The 25,409-nt window shown below is 52.0% G+C and carries 27 protein-coding genes; 6 read left to right on the forward strand and 21 right to left on the reverse strand.

Annotated features, from left to right (window positions below; genetic code table 11):
- Positions 1-62 precede the first annotated feature (62 nt).
- Entirely contained in the window at positions 63-935 is an 873-nt protein-coding gene (locus tag AXW11_RS08895) for an aldo/keto reductase (protein WP_228301480.1), read from the reverse strand.
- A 99-nt stretch (positions 936-1,034) separates the two neighbouring features.
- On the opposite strand from AXW11_RS08895, the gene AXW11_RS08900 reads away from it, so the two are divergent.
- Complete coding sequence (locus AXW11_RS08900; protein WP_091644320.1) at positions 1,035-1,949, forward strand: LysR family transcriptional regulator; 915 nt, start codon at positions 1,035-1,037, stop codon at positions 1,947-1,949.
- A gap of 81 nt (positions 1,950-2,030) precedes the next feature.
- Here the strand turns inward: AXW11_RS08900 and AXW11_RS08905 are convergent, their stop codons facing one another.
- Entirely contained in the window at positions 2,031-2,357 is a 327-nt protein-coding gene (locus AXW11_RS08905) for a rhodanese-like domain-containing protein (RefSeq protein WP_036207216.1), read from the reverse strand.
- Between the two features lie 75 nt (positions 2,358-2,432).
- Complete coding sequence (locus AXW11_RS08910) at positions 2,433-3,590, reverse strand: hypothetical protein (protein WP_091644317.1); 1,158 nt, start codon at positions 3,588-3,590, stop codon at positions 2,433-2,435.
- Positions 3,591-3,660: 70 nt separating this feature from the next.
- Here AXW11_RS08910 and AXW11_RS08915 point away from each other — a divergent pair, with 70 nt between their 5' ends.
- On the forward strand, positions 3,661-5,376 hold the full coding sequence (locus tag AXW11_RS08915; RefSeq protein WP_091644315.1) for a protein adenylyltransferase SelO: 1,716 nt from the start codon (positions 3,661-3,663) through the stop codon (positions 5,374-5,376).
- A 290-nt stretch (positions 5,377-5,666) separates the two neighbouring features.
- Here the strand turns inward: AXW11_RS08915 and AXW11_RS08920 are convergent, their stop codons facing one another.
- The 7 genes from AXW11_RS08920 to AXW11_RS08945 all read right to left on the reverse strand — a co-directional run bounded on the left by AXW11_RS08920 (position 5,667) and on the right by AXW11_RS08945 (position 9,730).
- Positions 5,667-5,933, reverse strand: a complete 267-nt coding sequence (locus tag AXW11_RS08920; protein ID WP_075194849.1) for a hypothetical protein — start codon at positions 5,931-5,933, stop codon at positions 5,667-5,669.
- Positions 5,934-5,941: 8 nt separating this feature from the next.
- Positions 5,942-6,088, reverse strand: a complete 147-nt coding sequence (locus AXW11_RS20840; protein WP_502690954.1) for an IS3 family transposase — start codon at positions 6,086-6,088, stop codon at positions 5,942-5,944.
- Entirely contained in the window at positions 6,019-6,489 is a 471-nt protein-coding gene (locus tag AXW11_RS08925) for a transposase (RefSeq protein WP_075194850.1), read from the reverse strand. Before AXW11_RS08925 ends, AXW11_RS20840 begins: the two co-directional genes overlap by 70 nt.
- Before the next feature lie 290 nt (positions 6,490-6,779).
- Positions 6,780-7,070 (reverse strand): hypothetical protein, encoded by a 291-nt coding sequence (locus AXW11_RS08930; RefSeq protein ID WP_091644309.1) that lies wholly within the window; start codon positions 7,068-7,070, stop codon positions 6,780-6,782.
- Positions 7,071-7,100: 30 nt separating this feature from the next.
- Complete coding sequence (locus AXW11_RS08935) at positions 7,101-7,520, reverse strand: GTP pyrophosphokinase (RefSeq protein ID WP_036207540.1); 420 nt, start codon at positions 7,518-7,520, stop codon at positions 7,101-7,103.
- A complete protein-coding gene (locus tag AXW11_RS08940) occupies positions 7,513-7,746 on the reverse strand; it encodes a hypothetical protein (RefSeq protein ID WP_036207226.1) in 234 nt (77 codons plus the stop codon). Before AXW11_RS08940 ends, AXW11_RS08935 begins: the two co-directional genes overlap by 8 nt.
- Positions 7,736-9,730 carry a hypothetical protein gene (locus AXW11_RS08945; protein WP_075194851.1) on the reverse strand — a complete coding sequence of 665 codons (1,995 nt, stop codon included), beginning with the start codon at positions 9,728-9,730 and terminating at the stop codon, positions 7,736-7,738. Before AXW11_RS08945 ends, AXW11_RS08940 begins: the two co-directional genes overlap by 11 nt.
- Positions 9,731-10,474: 744 nt before the next feature.
- Between AXW11_RS08945 and AXW11_RS08950 the strand changes: the two genes are divergently transcribed.
- On the forward strand, positions 10,475-10,837 hold the full coding sequence (locus tag AXW11_RS08950) for a DUF3703 domain-containing protein (protein ID WP_007152178.1): 363 nt from the start codon (positions 10,475-10,477) through the stop codon (positions 10,835-10,837).
- Between the two features lie 20 nt (positions 10,838-10,857).
- Here AXW11_RS08950 and AXW11_RS08955 read toward each other — a convergent pair whose 3' ends face one another.
- On the reverse strand, positions 10,858-11,565 hold the full coding sequence (locus AXW11_RS08955) for a DUF1223 domain-containing protein (RefSeq protein ID WP_091644305.1): 708 nt from the start codon (positions 11,563-11,565) through the stop codon (positions 10,858-10,860).
- A gap of 287 nt (positions 11,566-11,852) precedes the next feature.
- Here AXW11_RS08955 and AXW11_RS08960 point away from each other — a divergent pair, with 287 nt between their 5' ends.
- Both AXW11_RS08960 and AXW11_RS08965 read left to right on the forward strand, forming a co-directional pair.
- A complete protein-coding gene (locus AXW11_RS08960) occupies positions 11,853-12,647 on the forward strand; it encodes a substrate-binding periplasmic protein (protein ID WP_228712240.1) in 795 nt (264 codons plus the stop codon).
- Between the two features lie 279 nt (positions 12,648-12,926).
- Positions 12,927-14,999: a TonB-dependent receptor plug domain-containing protein gene (locus tag AXW11_RS08965; RefSeq protein ID WP_051946953.1), complete on the forward strand. Its 2,073-nt coding sequence runs from the start codon at positions 12,927-12,929 to the stop codon at positions 14,997-14,999.
- Here AXW11_RS08965 and AXW11_RS08970 read toward each other — a convergent pair.
- From AXW11_RS08970 to AXW11_RS09005, 8 genes are all read right to left on the reverse strand, one after another.
- Positions 14,996-15,808: a citrate synthase family protein gene (locus tag AXW11_RS08970; protein WP_036207249.1), complete on the reverse strand. Its 813-nt coding sequence runs from the start codon at positions 15,806-15,808 to the stop codon at positions 14,996-14,998. The genes AXW11_RS08965 and AXW11_RS08970 overlap by 4 nt on opposite strands.
- The gene (locus AXW11_RS08975) at positions 15,808-16,641 is read right to left on the reverse strand and encodes a citryl-CoA lyase (RefSeq protein WP_036207250.1); all 834 of its coding nucleotides are present in this window, start codon (positions 16,639-16,641) and stop codon (positions 15,808-15,810) included. The genes AXW11_RS08970 and AXW11_RS08975 overlap by 1 nt, the downstream gene beginning before the upstream one ends.
- A gap of 10 nt (positions 16,642-16,651) precedes the next feature.
- On the reverse strand, positions 16,652-18,376 hold the full coding sequence (locus AXW11_RS08980; RefSeq protein ID WP_091644302.1) for a thiamine pyrophosphate-binding protein: 1,725 nt from the start codon (positions 18,374-18,376) through the stop codon (positions 16,652-16,654).
- 59 nt (positions 18,377-18,435) lie between these two features.
- Positions 18,436-20,127: an EAL domain-containing protein gene (locus AXW11_RS08985; RefSeq protein WP_226909918.1), complete on the reverse strand. Its 1,692-nt coding sequence runs from the start codon at positions 20,125-20,127 to the stop codon at positions 18,436-18,438.
- Between the two features lie 13 nt (positions 20,128-20,140).
- Positions 20,141-20,596 (reverse strand): response regulator, encoded by a 456-nt coding sequence (locus tag AXW11_RS08990; RefSeq protein WP_036207564.1) that lies wholly within the window; start codon positions 20,594-20,596, stop codon positions 20,141-20,143.
- A 54-nt stretch (positions 20,597-20,650) separates the two neighbouring features.
- Positions 20,651-22,105, reverse strand: a complete 1,455-nt coding sequence (locus AXW11_RS08995) for an ATP-binding protein (protein ID WP_091644296.1) — start codon at positions 22,103-22,105, stop codon at positions 20,651-20,653.
- Positions 22,102-22,635: a YfiR family protein gene (locus tag AXW11_RS09000; RefSeq protein WP_177190660.1), complete on the reverse strand. Its 534-nt coding sequence runs from the start codon at positions 22,633-22,635 to the stop codon at positions 22,102-22,104. The genes AXW11_RS08995 and AXW11_RS09000 overlap by 4 nt, the downstream gene beginning before the upstream one ends.
- 408 nt (positions 22,636-23,043) lie before the next feature.
- Positions 23,044-23,211 carry a DUF1127 domain-containing protein gene (locus AXW11_RS09005; protein WP_156105500.1) on the reverse strand — a complete coding sequence of 56 codons (168 nt, stop codon included), beginning with the start codon at positions 23,209-23,211 and terminating at the stop codon, positions 23,044-23,046.
- Between the two features lie 178 nt (positions 23,212-23,389).
- Here AXW11_RS09005 and AXW11_RS09010 point away from each other — a divergent pair, with 178 nt between their 5' ends.
- A complete protein-coding gene (locus tag AXW11_RS09010) occupies positions 23,390-24,274 on the forward strand; it encodes a LysR family transcriptional regulator (protein ID WP_051946960.1) in 885 nt (294 codons plus the stop codon).
- Positions 24,275-24,282: 8 nt separating this feature from the next.
- Here AXW11_RS09010 and AXW11_RS09015 read toward each other — a convergent pair whose 3' ends face one another.
- A complete protein-coding gene (locus tag AXW11_RS09015; protein ID WP_083637157.1) occupies positions 24,283-24,975 on the reverse strand; it encodes an RES family NAD+ phosphorylase in 693 nt (230 codons plus the stop codon).
- Positions 24,972-25,373 carry an antitoxin Xre-like helix-turn-helix domain-containing protein gene (locus AXW11_RS09020; protein WP_007152162.1) on the reverse strand — a complete coding sequence of 134 codons (402 nt, stop codon included), beginning with the start codon at positions 25,371-25,373 and terminating at the stop codon, positions 24,972-24,974. Before AXW11_RS09020 ends, AXW11_RS09015 begins: the two co-directional genes overlap by 4 nt.
- Positions 25,374-25,409 lie beyond the last annotated feature (36 nt).

Genomic DNA, 25,409 nt, shown 5'->3' on the forward strand with positions numbered 1-25,409 from the left:
AGGAATCTGACGACCCAGACACTCAAAAAGCGGTCACTGAAAACTGATGAAAACCGGACAATCTAAACTGATAAAAAGCGGTCAAAACTCACCGTTGTTGACAACAGCCAATTTATGGCGATCTGTGGCACAGTCTTTTGGGTTTCCGCCGCGATGTCCTCCATCACTTCGACAACCCGGTACAGGTGTTCATCATCTACCGGGGGCGCAAACTGTGCCGTCTCATGCAAGCGGCTGTTCGCCGGCCACGGCTGCCCCCTGCGGATCTTTCCGGTCAGGCGTCCCCAGGCCAATGGGCTCCAGACAGCAGCGCCCAGCCCCTGATCCTGCCCCAGGGGCATGAGTTCCCATTCGTAATCCCGGCCTACAAGGGAATAATAGGTTTGGTTCGTAATGTAACGGGGGTAACCATATCGATCAGCCACTGACAAAGATTTCATAACCTGCCAGCCGGAGAAATTGGAGACGCCCACATAGCGGATCTTCCCTTGTCTAACCAGCATATCGAGCGTGCTCAATACTTCTTCCACCGGGGTACGGGCGTCATATGCATGCAAATAATACAGGTCGATATGGTCCGTGTTCAGACGCCGTAGCGACGCTTCACATGAACGGATCAATCGCTCTCTTGACGAGCCGCCATCATGGGGACCATCTCCCATGGGTAAGGTCGTCTTGGTGGAGATCATCAGTTGCTGTCGTTTTCCCTGTATAGCTTTCCCGAGCACCTCTTCGGAGGCGCCGTCTGAGTAGACATCCGCAGTATCAAATAGGGTGACGCCAGCATCGAGGCAGATATCCACCATGCGGCGTGCCTCATTACTCTCGATCTTGCCCCAGGCGCTAAACAGAGGGCCCCGTCCACCAAACGTACCTGCTCCAAAGCTCAATGCGGGCACTTTCAAGCCAGAAGCGCCCAGTTGCCGATATTCCATAGAATCCTCCTCTCATCTCATCAGTAACTCGACGATACAGGCACTTATATTTATGATATAGACATCCTATCTTCATAATATTTGTGAATTGAATTCATCATGCCTCAATCCTCCACAAATCGCCTGGCCGCAATGGAAATCTTCAGCACTGTGGTAGAACAGGGCAGTTTTTCGAAGGCCGCACGGGTCTGCCGACTGACTCCCTCGGCCGCCAGCAAAGCAATCACGCGCCTGGAGAAAAGGCTGGGAACCAAGCTGATTCATCGCTCCACTCGGCAAATGCAGTTGACGGCGGAGGGCCGATGGTTCTACGAACGTTGCCGCCACATTCTTAGTGACCTGGAGGAGGCGGAACAGGGAGCAAGCAGTTCGGTAGAGCCTACCGGGCACTTGAGGATTACCGCCAGTTTCCCTGTCGGCCACGGTTTCTTGATACCGATAGTGACGAAGTTTCTGGCACGGTACCCCGGTATTACACTGGAGCTATCGTTGACGGATCAGGTGGTCAACCTGCTGGCTGAGCATACTGATGTGGCTATCCGAAATGGTCCTCTCGGTAATTCCAACTTGGTAGCCCGTAAGCTGGGTGAAACCCGAATGGTGATAGTGGGAGCACCGGAATACCTTGAACGGCGTGGTGTCCCGGTCACTCTGGAAGAATTGCGGACCCACAATCGTCTGGGTTTCAATTTTTCCAGGCATACAGCAACCTGGCCCCTGACTTTCGATGGAGAGCAAACTGAACTCGCTCCACAGGGGAATTTGCTAGTCAGCGATGGTGAAACCATGCGCAAAATGGCCATGGAAGGTGTCGGCCTCGCACGTTTGACCCGTTTCCTGGTTGATGAAGACATCCGCCAGGGAAGACTTGTTCCGGTTATGGAGGAGCACAACCCCGGAGACCGAGAAGAAGTCCACGCGGTTTTTCTGGGGCAGGGCCGTTTGATGCCGGGCCGGGTTCGGGTTTTCCTGGATTTTCTGTATGACAACATCCGAATCTCACCGTCGGATTAGGCCGAAGCATGTGCGTATGTCATAAAAAAGGCTGCCCCTGTTGAGCAGCCCTTGAGATTCATCCTCCACTACTACAACCGGTCAAGCGGCACGTTTCCGGCTAAACCAGTCCTCGGTGCCGCCTTCATAGTCGTAGACTTCCGTAAAGCCGGCGTCTTCCAGCTTCTTGGCAGCCTTGGGAGAAGCATCACATTCGAAGTTCGCGCAGTAGACAACGATTTTCCGATCTTTGCTGCCGGTAACTGCCTCGACCTGTTCCAAAAAGGACGGTTCCTCCACAGGAACACTGATGGATGTGCGGATATGTTCTCGGTTGAAGGCATCCCTCGGCAGGACATTGATGAGCACAAAATCTTCGTGCTCGGTTTCGTTCATCTGTTTGAGGTCGTCACGGCTAATACTCTTCATAGCGTTTCTCCTTCGTTAAGGAAATGGCTACCTCACTATCTGACTGTGATGGTTTGAGACGCGATTTCAAGGTCGTTAGCGGCCATCCTCCCGATAGAAAGCACGGCTTTTCTCGTAAACGGCCGCCATATCAATCAGGACAAAGCCCAGCTCCGATTCATGCAGGAAGAAGGTGTAAGTCACTTCTGAGGGAAGGCTCTGCCAATATTCAGGGATACTGCTTTCCCGTTGGTCAATCGCAGGGTAATGCGAATGTTCAAAGTAGCCGGTTTTAGTGTTGTCGTAGGCAACGGTCAGTGGTTCGGGGGATACCACCAACGCGTACCGCTGAAGACCGGGATAGGTAGCGGCGAAGGCGATGATACAGAGCAGGGCAGCAAGGCCGAAGCGCTCTGCTCGGGGAGCACCTTTCCCCAGTTGAACCCCCAAAACACCGAGCAGCAGCCCGGTTGAAATGAATGGCCAAAGTGGCAAGTCACCAATCACGAGATAGTTGGTGAGCAGTACGTAGTCAACGAGAGCATAGGTGCCGAGCACAGCCAGCAGAATTAGCTGCAGCACCATGCCTTTGTGTTTCAATAAGTTGAAATGGTTGGCCAATGGCCCGGTTCGATCAGTTTGGGTTGACGTAAAGTCCACGTTGCCGGTGATTCCGGACAGAGCTTTGACAAGAGGGGCCTCGGTAATGATGGATTCCAATCTCGCCTTGGGCTTTCCAAAGGCGCTGCCCATGCCGATACGGTGATCCGGGTGGCCCTCTCTCAAAAAATGGTAGGGTTGCAGACGATAGGTCCGCCTGTCGGTAACGAGACTGAGTTTTGACTGCTGAAGTGCCTGAGCCATATTCCGGAATCCCGTAACGGCGGTCAGCTCAACTTTCCGAATAGTATTTAACGGAATGCGGTGGTCTCCGGTGGTAAATCCCATTAGCCCGAGGCCGGTCAACCGCGGGATGTGAATCGTCAGATTCTCGCTGTCCAGTTCCAGCCAGACCCGGCGATTAACAAACGCCACGACGCAACCCAGCAGCAAACACAACGCAATTAGGTGCAGTTCGAAAGGCACGTTACCGTGTTCTTCCAGGTATAGTTGGCTGAAATCCTGTTCACCGAGGTTAGGCAGTGCCAATAGCAGCAGGCTTCCAAGCAAAATCGTCAGCAAGGCTCCAATTGTTGCAAACAGGTGGCTGGGTTTGAGAATGCTGGCAGAGTAACGAAAGCGCTGTTTACCCATGGTTCAATGTCGTCCCTGAATCTGTATCCGTGAGTTAGAAGTGTATGATAGATAAAGAGGAGTCCCTATTATGTTAACGCGACATCATTTGGAAATGCCTACAACGGTCGCGACCCTCGACGATCTCGCACCGCTGGCAGACTATTCACTCATGGACACGCTCAACTGCGACCCTGAGGGTAAAGCAAACGGAGCTGATCACGCGCCAAGACAAGTCTTCTCGGGCCACTATGTTCCGGTTAGCCCCACGCCCATCGAAAACCCCGAATACGTCGCCCATGGGAAAAACCTGTTTCACGAACTGGGTTTCGCCGACAGCATGGCGCAGTCCAGCGACTTCATCCGTATGTTCTCCGGCGACTTGTCGCATGTTCCGGAGCCTCTGCGCAACGTGGGGTGGGCGTGTGGCTACGCACTTTCCATCTACGGCACCGAATTCTACCAACAATGCCCGTTCCAGACTGGCAATGGCTACGGCGACGGCCGCGCGATTTCCGTGCTCGAGGCTGTCATCAACAAGCAGCGCTGGGAAATGCAGTTAAAAGGGGCAGGGCGCACGCCCTACTGCCGCGGCGCAGACGGCCGGGCAGTTCTGCGTTCCAGTGTGCGGGAGTTCCTGGCCCAAGAGCATATGCACGCGCTGGGCGTGCCCACGTCACGGTCTCTGAGTCTGTACGTGTCGACAACCGAGAAAGTCAGGCGCCCCTGGTATTCGGAGGGTTCACGCTCGGTAGATCCCGATATTCTTGTATCCGAGCCAGTGGCCATCTCGACACGTGTTGCACCTTCGTTCATTCGGGTAGGGCAGCTGGAGCTCTTTAGTCGTCGTGCCCGCAAGCAGGAACACCCGCAGGCGATGGAGGAGCTCGAGAGGATCGTATTGCACCTGATTGATCGCGAGTACGATGACGTTATCGATCGGTCGCGGACCACAGCTGAAAAAGTGGTGTCGCTCGCACATGAGTTCCGCAGACGACTGACCTCGCTTGTCGCCAACTGGATCCGTGTTGGCTACTGCCAGGGTAACTTCAACAGCGACAACTGTGCCGCGGGCGGCTTCACGCTCGACTATGGACCCTTCGGGTTCTGCGATGTGTTTGATCCGCAGTACCAGCCATGGACGGGCGGGGGAAATCACTTCGCGTTCCTCAACCAACCAGCAGCAGCCGAACGCAATTTCTACTCGTTCTGTTCGGCGGTTCGGCCTTTGTTGGCAGGGCATCCAGAGTGTCTGCAGCAGCTGGAGGACATTCAAAGTGATTTCCCAAAGGTGATGCAGGCGCAAATGGAGACGATGTGGGCGGCCAAACTCGGACTCGACGCGTTTGACGCGGCTTTATTCCGCGAGCTGGCAACACTGATGATGCAGACGCCTGTTGATTACACCATGTTCTTCCGGGAACTCTCATCGTTGCCAGATGACATTGAGCCGCTTAAGAAAAGCTTCTACAAAGGCTCGACCTATGCTGCAGATCCCGAAGGGCTAGACAAGCGTTGGTCAGCGTGGCTCACAAATTGGCAATCGCTGATTCAGCCTGGCACGCCTGAGGAGCTTTCCAGTAAGATGAAGCTCGTTAACCCGAAGTACAGCTTGAGAGAGTGGTTCGTTGTGCCCGCCTATCAGCAAGCGGCAGAGGGTAATTACGCTTTGCTGCGAGAACTGCAGGACGTGATGACGCAGCCGTACGCTGAGCAATCAGAGGCCGTAGATAGAAAATACTATAGGCTGAAGCCGCTGGAGCTCTTTGGTGTTGGCGGGGCGTCGCACCTTAGCTGCTCATCCTGATCGCGCCCCTGATCCAGGCGCTTTCAGCGGCTCCTGAAATCAATGTCCCAGTACATCGGTTTCATTTTTCTTTGCGTTCTTCTCCTTTTTCTTTTCCTTGGGGGTTAAAAGCGGTTTCTTTTTAATGTCTTTTTTTCTGTCCTGACTCTTACTCATGGGATCTGTCCACCTTTAGTTGTGGGTGCATTGGCATTACGCCTTGCCTGATGCCAATGCTTTCAACGCCCAGTATGAACTCAATTTAGCGTAACTGATACGGTCTGGAGGTCAGTGTAATTACCTAAACTCTCTCAGGAATACACTTCCACACCCTCTACAAGATTCGCAAATCTCCCATAACATGAAAATAGCTCCTTATCATTGCTGAGGTCGCTTTCCAAGAACAAGCGGGCCAGCCTTATGCGACCAATAGGATAGTAGCTATTCATATTATCAACCTTATCGAAATATGGTCGCAGTGCCTTATAAGCCTCACTTGCAGCGCTATCACCTTGTTTACTTAGCAGCATTCTTTCAAGCGCTTTTCGTTCCTTCTTTATTCTTTCTAATTTGCACATTTAATCACCTAATAAGGTAGGGGCGGTATCAGTCGATACACGCGCTTGTGGTTCACTCGCTCGTCGTTTGCTGCCAGCAACCGATTCAGCCGAGCAGTGATCCTTCGATAGCCATTGGCAGCACGGGCATCGCACAGCTCTCGGATAAACGGCAAATGCCGGTCATCGTCCTGCTTGTTGTATCTCGGACTTCTGCCTTTCTGGCGACCATGCGCGAGATCAACTTTTTTGACTGAGCCACCTCCAGGGCTTCCCGGAGTATTTCAGCTTCCATCGTCTTGCGGCCCAACATCCGCTCCAGCTCCCGGACCTTCTTGTTCAGGGCTTTCATCTCGGATGCACTGACAACCTCATCACCAGATTCAATCGCGGACATGCCACCGTCTTTCATCAGCTTCTTCCAACGGAACAACAGACTTGCTGATATACCATGACGTCGTGCGACAAGTGATACCGACATACCAGGCCGCTCACACTCGGCGACCATGAATGCCTTCTCCTGCGCGGAATACCGGCGACGACGCCGCACTCCGGTTATGACTTCGATTTTCTCCACCTTGGACACTCCTTTGCACTAGGTCTATGCTTAGGCCTTTGCTTCTACCAAGGTGTCCGGTTTAAATGGGGGCTACTACAATTATCGGGATTAAAAAATGCACAAAGGGCGGCGATTCAGGGCATCATTAAGCGACATGACGCACGCTGGGATAGCATCGTTCTGTCATCTCCTCATCTGCAGAGATGAAGATCTTGTGATGAAGGCGGCGGCTGCTTACGAGTATCTGGGAGTAGGTACAAAATTTTACACTACAAAGCTAACCAATAGTTCCAGCTCTCCAAACATGCTTATGGAAGTTCTGACCAAAACTCCTCTAGCCAGGCTTGCAAATCTTCCTGTGAATCGAAATCTTCTTCAGTTAATTCTTCGTATTCTTCCGGCGAGATAAGCCTATTGTCGATTGCTTCCCGCAACTGGGTCTTAAACAAGCTCACGTCGTACGGGAATCCCTTTCCAGTGCTAATTGCTTCTCTTATCAACTGAGGGTCGTAGCACTCAATGTGGCAATATTTTCTCAATACCGTTTTCAATGGTTCTTTGATGCTTATTTCAGTCTCTAAGGTTTTGGATTCGGGCATAAAGTATGTAACCTGACGTTTCCATCTTGATCAAGTACTTAACGCCTTCAAAGCTCGATGGTACTTTTCAGCCCTTTGCAAGTCTTTTTCAGTGATATCATTGAGCCTAGTTAAATCCAAATTATCTTTTATGTCTTCTATTTTGATTTTCCTAGCCAAACTATTTTTAGATGCTCGCAATATGAATCTCTCGTAGTCCTCATTCTCTCGCTTAGTTAAACAGTCAAGCGCCTCCATCACATCATTTGAAAAGCCAATGTTTTTAAGATCTTCATAGGTAAAGTCACTATCTTCAATTACGTCATGCATTACTGCCACTATCATTTCAACTTCAGCTTCAAACCGAAACATCAACCGAAGCGGATGTAAAATATATGGCTGACCAGATTTATCAACTTGTCCAAAGTGTGCCTTTGTCGCAACGCTTATTGCCTGATCTAGCTTACTCAACACTTTTACCTTCTAAATACTCTTCATAAGTAATTTCCTTGCCAGACAACAAGGCCTCATTAAACAAGCGATTATCGTGAGGGATAGGATCTGGCTTTTCATCTTCACCATAAAACTTAACGTGAATTTTCTCTGCTTTATGATCCCAGCGATACATAACTTCCTCAAACGAATAATCTATGTACACATCTTTTTCAGAAAACAGCTTCCCTTTATTAATAGCCATTAGCTTTCCTTATCGCTTCATAGTACTCTTGGCTTTGTTCAGAAACTGACTGCGCTTGAGTACTACTTGGACTCAGCACCCGCCATTCCTCGTAGAATTTGTGGCCCTGACCACCAGGAATTCCGGATTTAGATGCAATGGAAGTATATAAATCATCACCGAGCAATACCCTTGCCACTGACTCTGATTCCTTCGCGTAGATCATCGCAGGTGTATTTACTTGAACCTCACCAAAGATTCCAGCTTGGGTTTTAATCGTAGAATTAACACCACTGTAGCCTAATGGATCAGTTGTCCCATTTATTACCTTGACGTTTGCACCTCGCTTGGCTAACTCCGCTGCTACAGCGTCCATTTTTTCTGGAGAGACTATGATGGTATTCCTCGCCAAGTCTTTGATCTTCGTCGCATCGCCATCGTAATCATTCATGATTTTCTGGGTAGCTCGATCTTGAGATTTGATTGGTGCTTTTGCAACTTGGCCACCGAACATTTCGGCGATTTCGTCTGCGATTGTATCGATTTCCAATTTAGCTGCTGGAGCCTTAGCGTACACCTCACCAAACTTGTTTGGAACATTCTTGGCAGGCTTCAACTCCTGACCTTCAACCCGCTTGGAGGCCCTGGCTTCCAGATGGTTTTTCTTCTTTAGGTCAGTACTCCGCCAGAGATACCTCAGGCGCTGTCTGCGTACGGCGGCACAATAGGCCTTAACGGTCTTGCCCAAAGACGCTAACAGGCCCGCGTGACGAATCCTGCCTGCGGCTGCCCCCACTGCGGCAGCACCGCCGGTTGCCACGGCCAGCACCGCCATCAATATCAGGTCAAAGGCCACGGCCCCGGTTAAGTAAGTAACCTCGGTGTGGTGCTGGATACTGGCGTATTCGGCCACAAAGTCGTTGAGGCTTTCCCGGAGTATGGGGTCTGCCATCACCAGGTTGGTCAGCTCATACGCTTCGGCCACGTCCTCACGGGAGATGTCCGTGGGATTGAAGCCCAGGGCCTCGACCCAGCGTTTGTGGCGGGTCTCGTTGTAGTTCGCCCGATAGGACTCGTACCAGGAGGCGTCTGAACTGTTCTCACTGGCGATCCAGGCTGCCTTCAGTCCGTCCATCAGGGACTGGGAGGGGGAAGCCAGGTCTGCCATGCTGTCAACGAACTGCAAGAGCCCAATACCGGCGTCCGCACCCCCCTGGAAGGCAGCACCGGTGCTGACGGCCATACGCTGATGCCAAGGCATCTGTTGGTATTCCCGCTCCAGGGCATCGGCCTCTCGTTGTTCATGCTTCAGTACTTCTGTCAGGGCATGCTGAATCGCCCGGCGTTGCTGACCCACTTCGTCGTCAGAAGCGTCCGAGCTCAGGCGGACGAAGGCGAACCGACCGTTAAGCCCCTCAATGTGGGCTTCGCCGTTTGGGTCCAACGTGCCTGTTATTTCCTCATCGTCCGTTGCCAGGGTAAAGGGAAGACCGGCCACGCCGGTTCCATCTAACCAACGATAGGCCAGGGTGACACGGTAAGGGCCGGCGCCCGGCACGGGGGCTGCTGGCGCAGGGGGCTCTGGTGAAGGAGCGGATGATTCATTGGCCGGTGCCAGGGAGTCAGAGCGGGCAGCGGTGGCACCGCCCCGTGATCGGCCCGGCCAGTGTTGCTGGAGGCGTTGCCGGAGTGTGGGCGGCAAGTCGCTACGCAGGGTGTCTGGGTTGGCCTGGGTTTCGGTGAACAGGTCAAAGCCCGGCTCATAACGGCTGGACAGCACCAGGCGCCCCTCTTGCAGGTCCTCCAGCAGGGTTTGTTTCTGTGTGTCGGTCAGGTTGCCGGTATGGGAAACATCTGCATCCGGAGGCAGGTCGATATGCTGGCCCTGGTAACCACGGGTAAAATAGTCCCGGGCAATATCCACGGCATTTGAGGGGTGCAGCAGCGTCGGCAGGATGGCTTCGGTAAAACCATAGCCGCCCGTCACGTAGAGCTGGTAGGACATTGTTCCTTCTTCCTTGTCCGGTGTTGTCCTTAGTCCTTTACAACCTTTTGGATGCTATGGGGTTATCGGGAGGATGGCAAGGATTTGGTGCAAGTTTTCCCAAAAGGAAAAGCTGGACGACGCCTACTAACCTTTTCTTCCAGACGGCGTTCGTTAGTTCGTCAACCGGCCCCCGTTTCTTGTGGTTTTACCGGCGCTTGCCGCCATACTGAAAGGATCGGAAGAGGGCGGTTATCGGCTGAAAGCCTGGGCACCATGCCCAAGTACCTGCTCAAGCCCGAAGTGCTGGGCCTGCTGGAAAGCGAATCGCACCCGATGCACCAACGATTTAGCTCTAGGCCTGTTTACAGATTGCGATACAGCACGACGACATAACACAAAAGCCCAGTCGTCATCAGAGACAAAGAAACAATTGATTCAGGAACGGTGTGCGATTGCAAATAACCGACCAATCCAGAGATGGACAGTGTTGAACTGGAAGACAGTGCTTGAGGTGGTGGCATAGGGTACGGGAGTGTCGAGTCTGGGCTCAGCGTGTATGTTACTTTCTTAACACTCTATCATACTGCGCATAATGTATATTATGTTAAATGGTGTATGTTGCTCTTTAAAGTTAGAAACAGCAGCCCCGGTCAAATTCCCCTCTCTTCCCATACGCCACCTTCTTCAAACCATTGACTCTGCAGCTACTACAGGGTTTTTGATACCCACTGACGGCGCAGATTTAATGGGAGCATTTCTGAAATGAAAACTGAACTGAAACAGGCTTATAACGTGGAACTCACCGCGGCGTGCGAAGCTGAAGAGTCGCGTAACTTTTCAAAGGCGTTCGCCCACCTTGAGCGAGCTCATATTCTGAGCCAGAAGTATGCTTGGGCGCACACAAGGACCCACATTCGCATGCTCAAACTCGGCTGGCGTACGCGTGACATGCGGGAAGTCGTTGGGCAGCTTACTCGAACGTTCGCCGCATTGTTGTTTTCTCGCATATGGGTTCCCCTTGGAAATACCGGGCGTGCGAACGTCAGTCCGTTTGCGCCAATGCCTTTGCCAGAAGATCTCGCTCGTGTGCTTTATAAAGAGAGCCATCACCAGGCTGAAAGATAAAAACCGACTACGGCTAGCCGTTAATCGACGTAACCACCCACTGCCTGCAGAATCGTCTGTGAATTGCTGGGTGTTACCCAGGCCGCGATGGCATTTCGTTTCTGCCCTTTTTCGGGGAACTCTGGAAGTGTAACGGTCCAGCTTTTCTCTCCAGGTACTGTTATTAACTTCAACACCACGAAATCGTGTGTGAGTTCCCGGCCGCGGTTTTCTCCAGCTTTCACGGATGTTGTTAACCCCATACCGAGTATGGCTATATGCAACTGGCCAGCCTTCTCGCCATCAAATTCCGCCTTAAAGCGGCGTTTGTCATTAGCGCTAGCCCTGAGTACCCCAACCTGTTTGGTGTCGTCTGTCCAGGTTCGTTGCCCTCGAAACCATTGGCGCCATTCTTTGTTGTTGATAACGATTCCCGGAGTATAAGACTGGCTAACGTGCCCTTCACGTACATAATTCCGCTGGCGTTCGCTGTAAGCAGCTTTTGCGAACGGGTCTTTCCAGCCGATGTAATCCCAGTAGTCAACGTGGAACGCCATTGGAACGAATTCTTTGAACAGCTCAGGGCTGCTCTTCAAAGAGCTCAGCCAACGATCAGCGGGAGGACAGCTGCTGCATCCCTCTGAGGTAAACAGCTCAACAACGTCGGTTTTACTCGTTCCACTAGTCCACTCTGCGGCGCTGGCAAACGACGGCAGTAAGAAAAGCAACGCAATAAACCATTTTGTCATGGGAACCTCTCATCGGATTAGCCATCTGTATTAATGGATCAGAGCAAAAGGTGCCGGCTTTGGTTCCTCCCCAAACATAACGTTTCTATAACACTTGGTGACGGTTCTTCGCAGGTTGTCGTTTACATAATGTTGCGAGAAACATGGCTTTGTCATGTTTGCGAGGTTTGATGACGGTATAAAATGTGGATCCTCCAACGCAGGAATTTCGGGATTTTGGACAAATGAAAGGCCAAAAGAGATGCCGGTACTTTCAGTACCTACAGCACCTAATGATTCTGATATTTATGTCGTTTAGTCCGACGTTGCTTGGAGCGAACACCATCAAAATCAGCACCGGGCACTGGCCGCCGTACCTGAGCGAAGATCTACCTGGTGGCGGTTTTGTCTCCCAGATTATTCGTGAATCCTTTGAAAGCGAAGGTGTCGACGTAGAGTTTGCATTTCTTCCCTGGTCGCGGGCGCTGGCAATGACCAAATCGGGAAAATATCAGGCCTCGGCGATCTGGTCTTGCACCGAATCAAGAAGCCGTGACTTCCTGTTCTCTTCTCCTTTACTGCCCTATCAATACGTTTTCTATCACCGCGCTGCCGAGGCTTTTGACTGGGAAGCCCTTGTAGAGTTGAAAGGAAAGAAAGTTGGTCTGACACAGGATTACAGTTACGGCGAAACACTCAGTGATGTTATTGAGAGTGGTCTCGTCGACGCTGACGTCACCACTTCTGACGCGGCTAATTTCAAGAAGCTGCTCCTTGGTCGCATTGATTTGTTTCCCATGGACCCCGTTGTGGGTGAAGCGATGATAAGAAACCAGTTTACTTCCCAGGCTTATCAACTGACGTTTCATCCCAAACCACTCCGGAAGGCGTTTTACCACGTGCTGTTTAACGCGGAGTCAGCCGGCCTCAGGCAGGCGTTCAATGATGGATTAGCGACGTTGCGCAACAACGGGAGGTACCAAGCCATTATTGAGAAAGCGGTCGCCGAGAACAGCACACCAGTAACTGCGCAGATACTGGAAGATAAACTGGTCAACTGGGACGCCACGGCGGCGCCCTGCTCCCCTCCTCCTGCCGAGTAATGCGAGTTTGATCGTATCGTTAGGTTCCATGCCGTTTAAGACTTGCTTATACGATGAATGCAGCTAAACTCCTATTCAGCTTGCATTTTTCATCGCTGTTTGGCTAAGAAATGTGCCATCCTTGGCAGTGTGACCGCCAGGTTTGTCAGTAGCAGGTCTCGGAGTGCAATCGTTGACTGAATCGTTTCAAATAATGCTAAGAGCAAAGTGCTGAGATTGCGCATGCAGGAACGTCTATCGCCCCTAAGCAGAGCTTTACGCCCCAAGGTGGTTTCGAGGGTGGTAGCCGCCGTTCTTTGCTATTCAACCTCTTCCATCGTTGTTGCCGCGGATGATTCCCTTTGGGACATTCCCTTGGAAGAGCTTGGTCAAATTCGTGTTGTCTCAATCGCCTCTGGAACCGAAACACCTCTCGATAAGGCCGCTGCAATCACTTCGGTCATTAATGCGGACGATATTGCAGCCATGGGCGCCACGGACTTGGACCAGGTACTTGAAACAGTGCCTGGGCTCCATGTGAATCACTCTGATCAGGGTTTTTCTCCGAAGTACGTATTTCGTGGCATTACCTCCAGCAACAACCCGCAGGCGCTCCTTCTTGTTAATGGAATACCGGCCACTACTATGATGTATGGAAATCGTGGTAATGCGTGGGGGGGAATGCCTGTTAAGGCGATCGAGCGTATCGAAGTGATTAGGGGGCCGGGCTCGGCTCTGTATGGTGCCGATGCGTATTCCGGTGTTATCAATATCACCACCAAGAATCATGAAACGATAGATGGTCAAATAATAGGTGGCAGACTCGGAAGCTTCGATACCCGTGGTGGCTGGCTTGAAACAGGTCATCGGGTAGGTGGACTAGGTGTCAGTATGGTCCTGGAATATCAGACAACCGACGGCTGGGATGACATTATCGAACGAGATGCTCAAACGAACTTCGACGAAACGTTCGGTACGTCTGCCTCCCTGGCGCCGGGCCCTGTAAATACAGGGGTAGACCGACTCGACGCCAGGTTTGAAGTGGGCGCCGAGCAATGGACTTTTAGAGCTGGCTTACAAGATCGGAGCAACATCGAGACGGGTCCCGGAGTTGCACAAGCGTTGGACCCAGAAGGAGAGTATTCGTCGCGAAGGTTGAATGCGGATTATAGCTATCGATGGGCCGATCTCACCGAAGGCCTTGATTTGGAGGCCAGGGTTTCTTACTTCAACATCACTCAAGAGCCTGAGAACAACATCATACTTTACCCCCCTGGTGCATTCGACGGGGCTTTCCCCAATGGTTTGATTGGTAGTCCGGGATACAAAGAACATCAGGTGCGGCTAGATCTCAGTGCAGTTTATCGTGGACTTCAAAACCATCGACTACAGACAGGTATAGGTACACTTTGGGCTGATCTTTACGACGTCACGGAAAGCAAGAACTTTAATTCAGATTTTAGTCCACGTGGCAGTGTAGTTGATGTGTCCGATAGTCCAAGTGAAGTCTGGATGCCGGAAGAGGACCGAACTAGCTATTATGTTTTTGTTCAGGACGAATGGCAGTTTGCACAAAACTGGCAACTGGTTAGTGGTATCCGTTTTGACGACTACTCTGATTTTGGAAGCACGATAAACCCACGAACGGCTTTAATATGGGCAACAACCGATTCCATCACTACTAAATTTTTGTACGGACGGGCTTTTCGAGCACCATCACTGAATGAGCTTTATGTAGCGAATAACCCTGTAACGGCAGGCAACAGTGACTTGGACGCGGAAAATATAGATACCTTTGAAATCGGTTTAACCCACCAGTTAAATACACAATTCGTATACGGCGTTAATCTCTTTTACTATGAGATAGATGACCTGATAACTGCCGTCCCGGTCACTGGTCCAATTTCGCAAGAGTATCGCAACTCTGGAGAAAGAAAGGGGCATGGTGGAGAGTTCGAACTAACCTACGCTCCCCTCGACGAAGTAAAGCTTTCAGCAAACTACGCGTACCAGAAATCAATCGATAAGCAAAGTGATGATGATGTAGGCGAAGCACCAAATCACCAAATTTATGCACGCTTGGATTGGAACGTAACAACACACTGGCGCTTCGTCACCCAGGTAAACTGGGTAGGCGAGCAAAAGAGAACCGCAAATGATACCCGCCCTCCGGTGGATGACTACACGACCGTCGATATCAACCTAAGGGCCGTTGACCTATTGCCGGACTGGGCATTTTCCGTCGCGGTGAAAAATTTGTTTGATCAGGATGTAAGAGATCCCAGTCCTTATGCGGACCCGGCACCAGAAATCCCTAATGACTTCCCAATGCCGGGCCGGCAGTTCGTAGCGGAACTAAGGTATCAATTCTAAGGTGCCACCTGATCCGTAGACCAATCTCTCTTTTCAGGGCCCCCATATTTGACACTGCTGCAGCGCACAGGGAAAAAGCTACCTTCTGGATTATCTCTCGCATCTTGATAGCAAGGCGCCATACCGGTAACAAAACCAGGGCTGAGAATCAATTGATACTCTTGGCAGGTTAACCCCATATCAGCAGCCAGTCCGGCATGGACCGCCGCGACATTCATAGCATAACCATGTTTTTCTTCTAGATGCCGCTGGACGTCGAGAGCCATCTTCAAATGACGACCATCGGCCAATCCAAGTTCCTTTGCTTTTTCCAGAGTGTAAAAAATTCTCTCGTCAGTTTTTGCTAATGGGCGTCCGTAACCATACAAAATCCGTCCCTTGGCTTTCTCTTGATCAACGAAGTCTATTAGTTGTCCACCGTCATCGCACCACCGCCCTGCCCTATAGAAGAAATCAAGGGCCCGCACTTCAGGTCTGCGGCCATAGAGTGATGCTTCCGAAATACTCAAGCCGGCCATTAACGCCAATGAGGCAGTCGATCTAACGGTACCTGCTAGAGCGGTAACATGATTTGGCCAAATAGATGGGTCCGCATAACTTGAAGAAACCCAGTAATAATTAATCATTTTCGCGACGTTCTCACCAGGATCCCGCCCGAGCACGGCGTAAAGGTACAAATGTATCCAGTTGTAGTTGCACAATTCTTTATGCAGGTCCTTGCCATGCATCACCACACGGTCCGACAAAAACGCCTTACCTTTTCGGGTTACCCAGTGACTTTCAGTATTTAGTAGGTGCTTGTAACCCATTAGCTTACGCCCCCTTTGCCGGGGTTGGACGTAACTGGCCCGGGATCGGATACTAACTCGATAGCAGGACCATAAAATGGAAACTTCTTCCAACCCATATTTTTTTGCTCAATTGCATGTGCTGCAGCCCCAGGAAGCCGCAACATAAGATAAAGCATACTTGCTTGATCCTCATTCAGATTCAGATCAACAAACGTGGCCGCCGCTATCCCACTGATCGCAAGCGGATAACCAACGGTCGCTTCAAGCTCGGGACGATGAGCATGCAGCCAACGAAGCGCGCCATCACTCGGAGCAAGTTTAACGAGATAGTCGAGTGCTTGACGGAGATGCGTAGGAAGAGACTCTCCATTTGGGTCAAACCCCGGTGCGTGTTCCATCGGAAGCCAGATGTCAGCCCGTTCGTCTTCCTCAGGGTGAAATAGTCGCTCTTTCCACTTTTCGATATTCTGACCACAATCGCGCCAGAGCCTGACTGAAATCGCAACTTCCTGGGCTCCTCCGTATTGTCCTGCACCTACCGCAAGTGCTGCCATTAACGCAGAGCTGTGGTTTGTTCCCGCTACGCCTGCATTCATTGCCGCTCTGACACTGGCCTCTCTCGGTCCTGGGTTGGCCAGGACAATGGCCAACTTTTCGATCAAGAGAGCCTCTTCCCTGGTTGGCCTTTCGCCACAAAATAAGAGCAATAGATATTCAAACCAGCTTGCATTGGGGACGACCTGCCCGTAAACATCGTATCCAGAACAGAAACAGTGCTTGGCTGCGAAAGGATTCGAGTCCTCGGGTTCTTCCATCCAAAAATTGGAGTGATATACGTAATCTGAGGTCATAAGTGCTCTCTTATATGGAACCAGTCAATACCTTCATCCTAGACCCCATGGGCGGTATTTCATCTCTGTCGACGACTACGTCGAGCAAACAAGGTCCGGTTTTAGCTAATATGGCATGTAGATTCACTGAGAAAAGCTCTTCCATTGTTTCAACGCGATACGATTCAATTCCCATAGCCTTGGCCATGTCAGCGAAATTAATATCCGGAAGGCTGTTCCCGATGGATTCCCCTCCGCTAAGTCCCTGCCCATGCCTAACCATACCCAGTGAGGAATCATTCAGTACAACCATGAGCAGGTTCAGATTCTCCTGCAATGCAGTGGTGATTTCCTGACCAGCCATTAGATAGCTACCATCACCTGTAAAACATATGACCGGTGTGTTCTTTACAGCAGCTGCTACTCCGACCGAAGCCCCTATCGCCCACCCCATTGAAGAAAATCCAATACCAATATGGAAATACTTCTTGGAAGGATCCTGATGTTCATAGCGGCGAATATTCCAATGGTGAATCCCCCAGAGGAAGCTGTTGCCGCTGTCCATCAGCACCCTAGCGTTTGAGGGGCACACCCTGCTCATATAGGTCATCAAAGCCTGGGGCTTTATGCTACCGCTGACGTTCTCACATGCTGTCCGGTTGTCTAGACGTATCTGTAGAGGCAATTGAGAGTGTTGTTCTGTCGTCGAGACAAAGCCTCCGCCGGTTTCAACCCCAAGCGCGCCTGCAATAGACGCAAGCGTGAGCTTTGGCGAACCCAGAATAACCAATCGGGCCATTGTGGATCGGGTAAGGTGTTCAGGGTTTCTGGATACGTGTATTAAACGCTCAGAGAGTATGGCTGTTGTGTCCCATCCTGAGGTTGATACTTCATCCAGAGCGGACCCAACCACAAGTACCAAATCCGCGTTTTTGGTTTTGAGCGCTTCCGCTGCGCTTTCATGCCCGGCAAACCCAAAAACTCCCCGGTATAGAGGATGATAGCTATCGACGATCCCTTTGCCGCGAGGCGTGGTCACCATCTGCCAATGTCTCGACTCTGCCAGGCTAATCAAAATATCCGCAGCCTCCGCAGCCCCTTCGCCTAGTACAACGGTTACTTTTAAAGCTGATGACAGCTCTTTCAATAACAACTGGATAGCGTCTGGACTTGGTGCAACATCATGGTGAGTAAAAGCCCTTAGGTTATGATGGCTGGAGTCATCGGAAACAGGATGTCTCATTACATCCAAAGGAATACCCAAGTGCGAAGGACCCGGTTGGTTTCCCAACGCATAGCTAACAGCCTGAAGCAGCTTGGTTTCAAGTTGGGCGGTATGTGAGACAAACGTGTTGTAACGTGTGCAACGGGCAAACATCTCCATGGTATTGACGCTGGTGCAAGAACTTTCCTGAAGAGATCCCTGTCCAAAGCGATCAAGCGCCGTCTGAGCTGAGATTACAAGTATAGGAATGTTGTCAGCATAGGCAGACGCCACACCCGTTATCAGATTCGTTGCGCCAGGCCCTGCCGTTGAGCAACACACACCTAGTCGACCTGTTTCCCGAGCATATCCCTCTGCCATGAAAGCTGCGCCCGCTTCATGTCTGGAGATGACGGCTTTGATACCGCCACGTTTTTCGCTGCGAGCAAGCGCATTGTAAAAAGGCTCAATACTCCCGCCTGGAACCCCAAATACATACTCGACTCCCAATCGCTCAAGATAGCGAATAATCAAGTCACCATTTTCGAGCATTGATAATCCTTTTGGAGGTTACGTCCATTATTGAAGTGTGAACAAAGGCGGAGAGGTATCTATTCCAGCGGTCGAGGCATGGAAATTCCATATCCCTGGGCGAAGTCGAGCCCCAGTTCAACCAGACGGGCTCTCACCTCGTCGTTCTCCACGAACTCGGCAACCGTCTTGAGTCCTGCGGAGTGGCCAATCCGGTTGCACGCATCGACTATCGACAAATCGATTGGGTCGTCCAGCAGGTTGCGGACGAAACCACCATCAATTTTCAGGTAGTCCACTGGCAGGGCTTTCAAATAGGAGAACGAACTCATGCCCGCGCCGAAATCATCAAGCGCGAATTTGAACCCTCTTCTTTTGGCGGAATTGATGAACCTCTGAGTCGCGTTCAGATTGGCAATGGCGGAAGTTTCAGTAATTTCAAAGCAGATACGCTCGGGAATCAGCTTATACCGCTCCGCTAACTGGCTGATGTACAGAAACAGTTCTGGTTCGTTAAACGAGCTTCCAGACAGATTAATAAAGAACGTTCCTGTGCTCTCACGCCCGAGCCCAGTGCGATCAAGGTAGTCAAATGCCAGGTCGATGACCTTGCGATCAACTCGTGTCATCAAGTTGAAGCGTTCCGCCGCAGGAATGAAGGCTCCTGGAGGTACGATGTCATCACCTTCGTTCAGGCGGACTAGAAATTCGGTGCGATAACCGTCGTTGGCTTCTGGCTGAAGGGCAACCATTTCCTGCTGCCATAGGCAGAAACTGTTGTTTTGCAGAGCCTGCTGAATTCGGCTGGTCCAGTTCATATCCCGTTGACGTTGCTGCATATCACTGTCATCGGTTTCGTAAAGCTGGACGTTATTGCGTCCCCGATCCTTGGCGGCGTAGCAGGCCAGGTCGGCGTGGCTCAGAAGCTCACCGGCACTGTTGTAGTTTTCGTTGATCAAAACCATACCGATGCTGAGCGACACCGAGAACGGCTTGTTCTGCCAAACAAAGCGGAACTCATGGACCACTTCACACAGCTTTTCAGCGACCTTGTGTGCATGGACCGCGTCGCAACCGCGCAGCAGTACTCCAAATTCGTCGCCGCCGAGGCGAGCCAGGGTATCATCAGAGCGAATTTGAAGTGACAGCAATGCGGCGACCTGCTTAAGCAAGTAATCCCCAGCCACATGACCACAGGTGTCGTTTATGATCTTGAACTGGTCAAGGTCAAGATAGAGCAGTACATGATGACGGCCGGTTTTATGGGTGTCTTCGAGCGCCTGCACCAGCCGCCGCTCGAATTCCCGGCGGTTCACAAGATCAGTCAGGCTGTCATGATAGGCCATATGCTCCAGGGCATTCTCGGCAACACGCTTGGCCTGGCGCATGAATCCTTCACGTACTTCCCGATCAATGGCAGGAATCAACCGGGACAGGTTGTCCTTCATGATGTAATCCTGCGCACCGGCTTTCATGGCGGTAACGGCAACGCCCTCGCCGATCGTTCCGGATACGATGATTACTGGCAGGTCCTTGCAGTACTTCTTGGTCAGCTCCAATACCCTGAACGAAGAGAAGCCGGGCATGTTGTGGTCGGTAATGACGATATCCCACTTACCCCGGCGAAGGGCATAGGACAGACGGTCTTCGCTGTCTACCAACTCATGATAGGGGGCTATGCCTCCTTTGCGCATCTCTCGCAGTAGAAGCAGCGCATCGTCTTCTGAATCTTCGACGATCAACATCCGTAGAGGGCTGGCTGTGTCTGTCAATGGCCTTACCTTTTTATAACGAGCGAACCGCACCTGCCTTCGGCACTTTATTGACAAAAAGCCAATAGCGGGCAAGCAACTTCATTTGTTCCGTAAACTCCCGATAATTGATCGACTTGGTGATAAAGCTGTTGGCACCCAAACGGTATGCATTCAACAGGTCTGCCGGCTCATCAGAGGATGTAACCATAACGACTGGCAGCCAGTTGGTCAGTGGCGAGGACCGAATACCTTTCAGGACCTCCAGGCCACTGACCTTGGGAAGCTTCACATCAAGCAAAACAAGACCGAGCGAATCCAGATCTTTACACGGCTGCCTGGCATCGTTGCCAAACAGGAAGTCCAGGGCTTCCTGCCCGTCTTCTTTTACGATGACAGGGCTGTTTTCGCTCGCACTCTTGAGGGCTCGCACTGCCAGAACCTGATCATCCGGGTTGTCTTCAACCACAAGGATTGAATGGCCATCCATGATTTTATTTGCCCTTTCAATGAATTGCATTAATAGGTTGAATCTGACTACAGTCTAGTCCTGATCTCCCGAAACAGGCAACTTCACAACAAAACTTGCCCCCTCGCCCAATTGCGACGTAGCGGAAATATCGCCATGGTGCCGGCGAACAACGCGGTATACAGTCGCCAGGCCAATACCTGTGCCGCCGAACTCCGACGGCGTATGAAGTCGATTGAATGCCACAAACAGTTTGTCGATATACCTCATATCGAATCCGACACCGTTATCACGAACCTCAATAGCAACCCAGCGCCCTTCTCTTCGAGACAACACTTCGACAATTCGTTTTTCTTCTTTGGCGCTGTATTTCCAGGCGTTCGCCATCAGGTTCTGGAAGGCAACACGCAGCATTCGGCTGTCGCCTACAACCCACATACCCGGCTGTATGAGAATTTCCGTTGGCACATCATCGCTGATGTCTTGCAGTTCTTCCGCAATTTCTTCCAACATCTGGCTCAAGTCTATTGTCTGATTTTCCATGGACTGTCGGCTGACGCGGGACAGAACAAGCAACCCATCGATCAGCCCTGCCATCCGTACACTGGCCGCGCGGATTCGCTTCAGGTAATCCTTACCGATCTCATTCAACTGATCGCCACAATCCTCTTCCAGGGCTTGCCCAAACCCTTCAACGGCTCTCAGGGGCTGCCTGAGGTCATGGGAGACCGAGTAACTGAACGCCTCCAGTTCACGGTTGGCCATGCTCAGCTCGGAGGTCCTGGCCTCGACGATGCGCTCCAGGCTGTCACGGCTTTCCAGGATGCGGCGGTTCTGTTGCTGGATGGTGCTGATCATCTCGTTGAAGGTGTTACCCAGGCGCCCGAGTTCGTCGGTGCCGGAAACCGGCGCACGAATGGAGTAGTCGTGATCCTGGGCGATGCGCTCGGCCGTCTCCGAAAGCTTGAGAATGGGTTCGGATACGATTCTCTGTAACCTGAGCGCCAGGAATACCAGCGCGATGAGGATCACCGCCCCGATGCCGGAGGCTACGGATACAAAGGTCCGGATATGGCCCCGCAAAACTTCAAGGTGTGATGAGAGGAAAAGCTGCCCGACCACTTCGTTGTCCAGTGTGACCGGCATCAGTAACTGATAGACGTCCCCGACGAACCCTACTTCCAACGACGAACCAACCGACGGGCATTGCCCCTGTGGCCGGCCTGAAAGAGACGTCATCACGTCCCCTTGCTGGTTGTAGACACAGGCCTGCCGAATAGTGTCGATACGCTTGAGGCTGGTGATAATACTGCTCAGCTGCTCGTTGTCCTCGAACACCAAGGCGGCAGCGGACTGCTCCGCCAAGATGCCGGCGATGACATGAAGCTCGGACTCAAGCTGTTTCCGGTAATTCTGGTTCTCAACAAAGATGAGGCTCGCGCAGACCAGGGTGATGCCAAGTGCACTGGTGAACAACGTAAGGAATAGCAGTTTGGTTTTCAGTCGCCAGTATCGCCACCGCCCCATCATCCCAGGACCCTCACCGCCAGTTCCAGAAGCCTGGAGTTAATGGTCAGGCCCGCTTCCATTGCGGCTTTCAGGCTGATTTCGAAGCGAATAACATTACCCTGCTTCACGTAACCGACAATCCCGCCCTTGCGAATGAAGTCTGGCAAATCACTCACTGTCAGTATGCCTTCGTGGCTCTCGGCCATTTCGAGCAGTTCGTCGACATTTCTGGACTGGGATTGCCCTATATAAAGTACGTCGCATCCCGCGATATCGGCCGGAACGTTGGGGTATCGAAGCTGAAGCGCCCTGCCCTGGGATTTACGACCTTGCATGGGGTCAAGCAGGTTGCCGAAGGGGTCATCGCCGTAGATGCACACATCAAGAGGATCGGAAGCGGTTGCTCCATTTGACCAGGTAATAAAACGTGTGAAGTTGTAGAGGAACGCCGCTTTGACTTCATATTCCGAGCGTATGGAAGCATGCGCCGACGCCAGGCTGAGACACAGGCTGAGAACTAGGGGAATAGAATATTTCAGGTGATCCCTCACAAGTCGGCCACGAAACAAGTAGTCATGTTGAAAAATGAATTATATGGGAGCCCGGCACCTACGGAAGGTTAGCACCCGTTTCGCTGGCGTCAACTGTATCTTAAAACTGTACTCCCCCAATAGCACCCTTCTGTGCCTGTTCCGCCAACACCGGTCCAATAGAATTTTATCAAGCACCGGAGGTGGAATATGAACATCGACAAAGTCCTGTTTCGCACACTCAAACACTATATTGAGAACCAAAAAACCCGCACACGCCTAAGAAGACGCCTGCGGGGAATGCCGATGAGAGAGCTGGATCGTTTGGCATGGGACATCGGAACAACCAGAGCTCAGCTGCTACGAGAGGCACACAGCCCGTTCTGGAAGACGCATCGCTGAGCCCTGGGGACAGGCTCAGCGTGACGACTACTCCCGCCAGAATGGCTTGTGCGCTTCCTCTACCAGACTGCCGTGAGGCAACCCTATGTCTTTTTCGACCAGTCTGGTGTCCATTTCATACAGCGACTGCCTCAATTGGTACCGGCGACTCCAACGTCCCGCATAGCGCTTGATAGCAGCGATGGCTCGCCTCATGAAAGCGCTCTTTGAGGGAACACATGCAATCGATGGTGCTTGTCTGAGTGTTTGATTGACGAGGATGGCTTTCATTTTCATCTTCCTTTAAATATGAACGATGACTACAATGAAACCATTCTCGACCCGCCGTACCAGGTCGTCCATCGACATTATTTGAACCCGGTGTTCGAAAAATATGAACATAAAGCTGGACAGGCTCAAGTCTTTTCTTCTGGTGGCTGAAGAGGCCAATCTGACTCGCGCGGCCGCTCGTCGTCATTCGACACCGTCTGCAGTGAGCGAGCACCTTCGCCAGCTTGAGGAAGAGTTCGAGGTTCTGCTGTTCGAGCGCAGTAAACAGGGAATGTCCCTGACCGCGGCTGGCGAGCGCTTGCTCATGCCCGTTCGCCAGGTGTTTACCGCCGTGGAAGATGTACGTAACACTGCGCTTTCCTTGCGTTCGGTGCCCCACGCAACACTCCGCCTTGGACTGAACTCTCCGCCTGAATACCTTCGTGTAGACGAAGTGCTTCGCCGGAAGACGGACGCTCTCCCTCACCTCAACCTGGAAATGAAAACCCGGGCGTCAACCCAGATTGTCGAGCAAGTGCTTTCAGAAGAGCTGGATCTGGGGTATGTCTATGGCAACTGCGAGGACCCGAGGTTAAAGGTGGTGCCACTCACGCCAGTGCGTATTTCCGTTGTTGGCCCTGCGGATACGGAGTTCGACACCCTACCAGCCGACTTCGAGTCACGTCGGCGCCTGCCCTGGGTCTGGCCCAACCGGGACTGCCCGTTTTTTGATTTCATGAAGGACCTGCTTGGCCCTCAGGCAAGCCTCTCCGACGCGGCCACCAGTTCCGACGACGAGTATTCCACGGTGGTTATGGTCAAATCCGGCATGGGGTTTGGGCTTGTGGAGCGGGAGTTCGCGGAACAATCACAGAGCCGCGGAGGGGTGCGTATTTTTGATGATCCGGAGATGATCACCAACCTCAATCTGATATGCGGCGTGCGAAACTATGAACGTTCAGAATTGCGGGCACTGTTCGATTTGATCGTCAGTGAATGGAAACCGTAACGGTATGCTCACGCCTTGGTGAACTTGTTAACCGAGCTGATTTGCTCACCGTTCCAGATAAACTCGAAATGCGCCGTCTGGATAACACTGCGGACGTGCCTGGGAGTGAACAATCCCCAGCAGGTATCGCCGGGTTTTCGAACAGAGTGATACCGAAGCCCTTCCGAGCCTGCCCTGTAGAGCCTGCGACCATAACTCCGTGAAGCCGCGTAGCTGTCAGCATCGTAGATGGCGTCCCCAAAGGAGAGGGTCGTGGCGTCGTGCAGGGTCATCGTCCCCACCTTGCACTTAAGCCCCCGGAACACCAGCCGGTCGTAGTCCAAACCGTGAACGCCCTGCCAGTAGCGTGACTGGTGATAGGCCACCTCCGCTATCGCTGTATCGATGCTCTCCCCCATATACAGAACACCGTACTGGCCATCGCTGAAGCGGCTGCCTTCGGGGTTTACATGGGTAAACGGGCCGGTGGCGTAGGAGCAGCCAGGGATTCCGAACGGGATCTCCGCTTTGCGGATCAGGTTGAGATTACCCAACTCGGTCTGAAGACGGGGGTTGGTGAGCGCTTGAAGTTCGTAGAGCGCATCAAACTCATCTTCGTCCGCCACATCATCAAACAGGCTGATGGGCGGAAACCTCGAGTTGATCAGGCGAAACCCGGTAATGCTCTCGGGTGTGATCGTTGGCGGCAGTTCCTGACTCACCAGAGCCCCCCGCGCAATACATCGATACGCCTGAACGTTTCATACAAAGCAGCAAACTGGCCCGTACTGATAATCTCAAGGGGACTTTTGCCGTTGAAGTACGGATTGTCGTTTTTCAGGGCCATAAAGCCGTAAACGTTCTTCGGGTTCTCGAAGATCATCCGCAGGCAGCCATGGATGTTGACCAGATAACTGAGACGTTCAATCTGGTCATGGGTCAGGCTCGCCTGCTCCGGCGCTTTACGATACTTGTAGTACGCCGGGCGGGAGATCTGAAGGATTTTCTGTACCTGCTCGGGAGTACAGCCCCAACGGTCCAGAATATTAAACACGGTTTTAAGGCCAACGCCGGAGACGTTGTTCTTTTGGACGGTTGCGAGTTTCTGCGCGTTACTCATAGCGGACACCACTGTTTTTCAGGCTTTCACCCACTT

It is taken from the genome of Marinobacter sp. Hex_13 (assembly GCF_001566815.1).
Classification (GTDB): domain Bacteria; phylum Pseudomonadota; class Gammaproteobacteria; order Pseudomonadales; family Oleiphilaceae; genus Marinobacter; species Marinobacter salarius.

What these genes read in the sequence shown, in the direction of transcription:
- AXW11_RS08895 (WP_228301480.1), bottom strand. Translation starts at nt 935, where the DNA reads ATGGAATATCGGCAACTGGGCGCTTCTGGCTTGAAAGTGCCCGCATTG.
- AXW11_RS08900 (WP_091644320.1), top strand. Translation starts at nt 1,035, where the DNA reads ATGCCTCAATCCTCCACAAATCGCCTGGCCGCAATGGAAATCTTCAGC.
- AXW11_RS08905 (WP_036207216.1), bottom strand. Translation starts at nt 2,357, where the DNA reads ATGAAGAGTATTAGCCGTGACGACCTCAAACAGATGAACGAAACCGAG.
- AXW11_RS08910 (WP_091644317.1), bottom strand. Translation starts at nt 3,590, where the DNA reads ATGGGTAAACAGCGCTTTCGTTACTCTGCCAGCATTCTCAAACCCAGC.
- AXW11_RS08915 (WP_091644315.1), top strand. Translation starts at nt 3,661, where the DNA reads ATGTTAACGCGACATCATTTGGAAATGCCTACAACGGTCGCGACCCTC.
- AXW11_RS08920 (WP_075194849.1), bottom strand. Translation starts at nt 5,933, where the DNA reads ATGTGCAAATTAGAAAGAATAAAGAAGGAACGAAAAGCGCTTGAAAGA.
- AXW11_RS08930 (WP_091644309.1), bottom strand. Translation starts at nt 7,070, where the DNA reads ATGCCCGAATCCAAAACCTTAGAGACTGAAATAAGCATCAAAGAACCA.
- AXW11_RS08940 (WP_036207226.1), bottom strand. Translation starts at nt 7,746, where the DNA reads ATGGCTATTAATAAAGGGAAGCTGTTTTCTGAAAAAGATGTGTACATA.
- AXW11_RS08945 (WP_075194851.1), bottom strand. Translation starts at nt 9,730, where the DNA reads ATGTCCTACCAGCTCTACGTGACGGGCGGCTATGGTTTTACCGAAGCC.
- AXW11_RS08950 (WP_007152178.1), top strand. Translation starts at nt 10,475, where the DNA reads ATGAAAACTGAACTGAAACAGGCTTATAACGTGGAACTCACCGCGGCG.
- AXW11_RS08955 (WP_091644305.1), bottom strand. Translation starts at nt 11,565, where the DNA reads ATGACAAAATGGTTTATTGCGTTGCTTTTCTTACTGCCGTCGTTTGCC.
- AXW11_RS08960 (WP_228712240.1), top strand. Translation starts at nt 11,853, where the DNA reads ATGTCGTTTAGTCCGACGTTGCTTGGAGCGAACACCATCAAAATCAGC.
- AXW11_RS08970 (WP_036207249.1), bottom strand. Translation starts at nt 15,808, where the DNA reads ATGGGTTACAAGCACCTACTAAATACTGAAAGTCACTGGGTAACCCGA.
- AXW11_RS08975 (WP_036207250.1), bottom strand. Translation starts at nt 16,641, where the DNA reads ATGACCTCAGATTACGTATATCACTCCAATTTTTGGATGGAAGAACCC.
- AXW11_RS08980 (WP_091644302.1), bottom strand. Translation starts at nt 18,376, where the DNA reads ATGCTCGAAAATGGTGACTTGATTATTCGCTATCTTGAGCGATTGGGA.
- AXW11_RS08990 (WP_036207564.1), bottom strand. Translation starts at nt 20,596, where the DNA reads ATGGATGGCCATTCAATCCTTGTGGTTGAAGACAACCCGGATGATCAG.
- AXW11_RS08995 (WP_091644296.1), bottom strand. Translation starts at nt 22,105, where the DNA reads ATGATGGGGCGGTGGCGATACTGGCGACTGAAAACCAAACTGCTATTC.
- AXW11_RS09005 (WP_156105500.1), bottom strand. Translation starts at nt 23,211, where the DNA reads ATGAGGCGAGCCATCGCTGCTATCAAGCGCTATGCGGGACGTTGGAGT.
- AXW11_RS09010 (WP_051946960.1), top strand. Translation starts at nt 23,390, where the DNA reads ATGAACATAAAGCTGGACAGGCTCAAGTCTTTTCTTCTGGTGGCTGAA.
- AXW11_RS09020 (WP_007152162.1), bottom strand. Translation starts at nt 25,373, where the DNA reads ATGAGTAACGCGCAGAAACTCGCAACCGTCCAAAAGAACAACGTCTCC.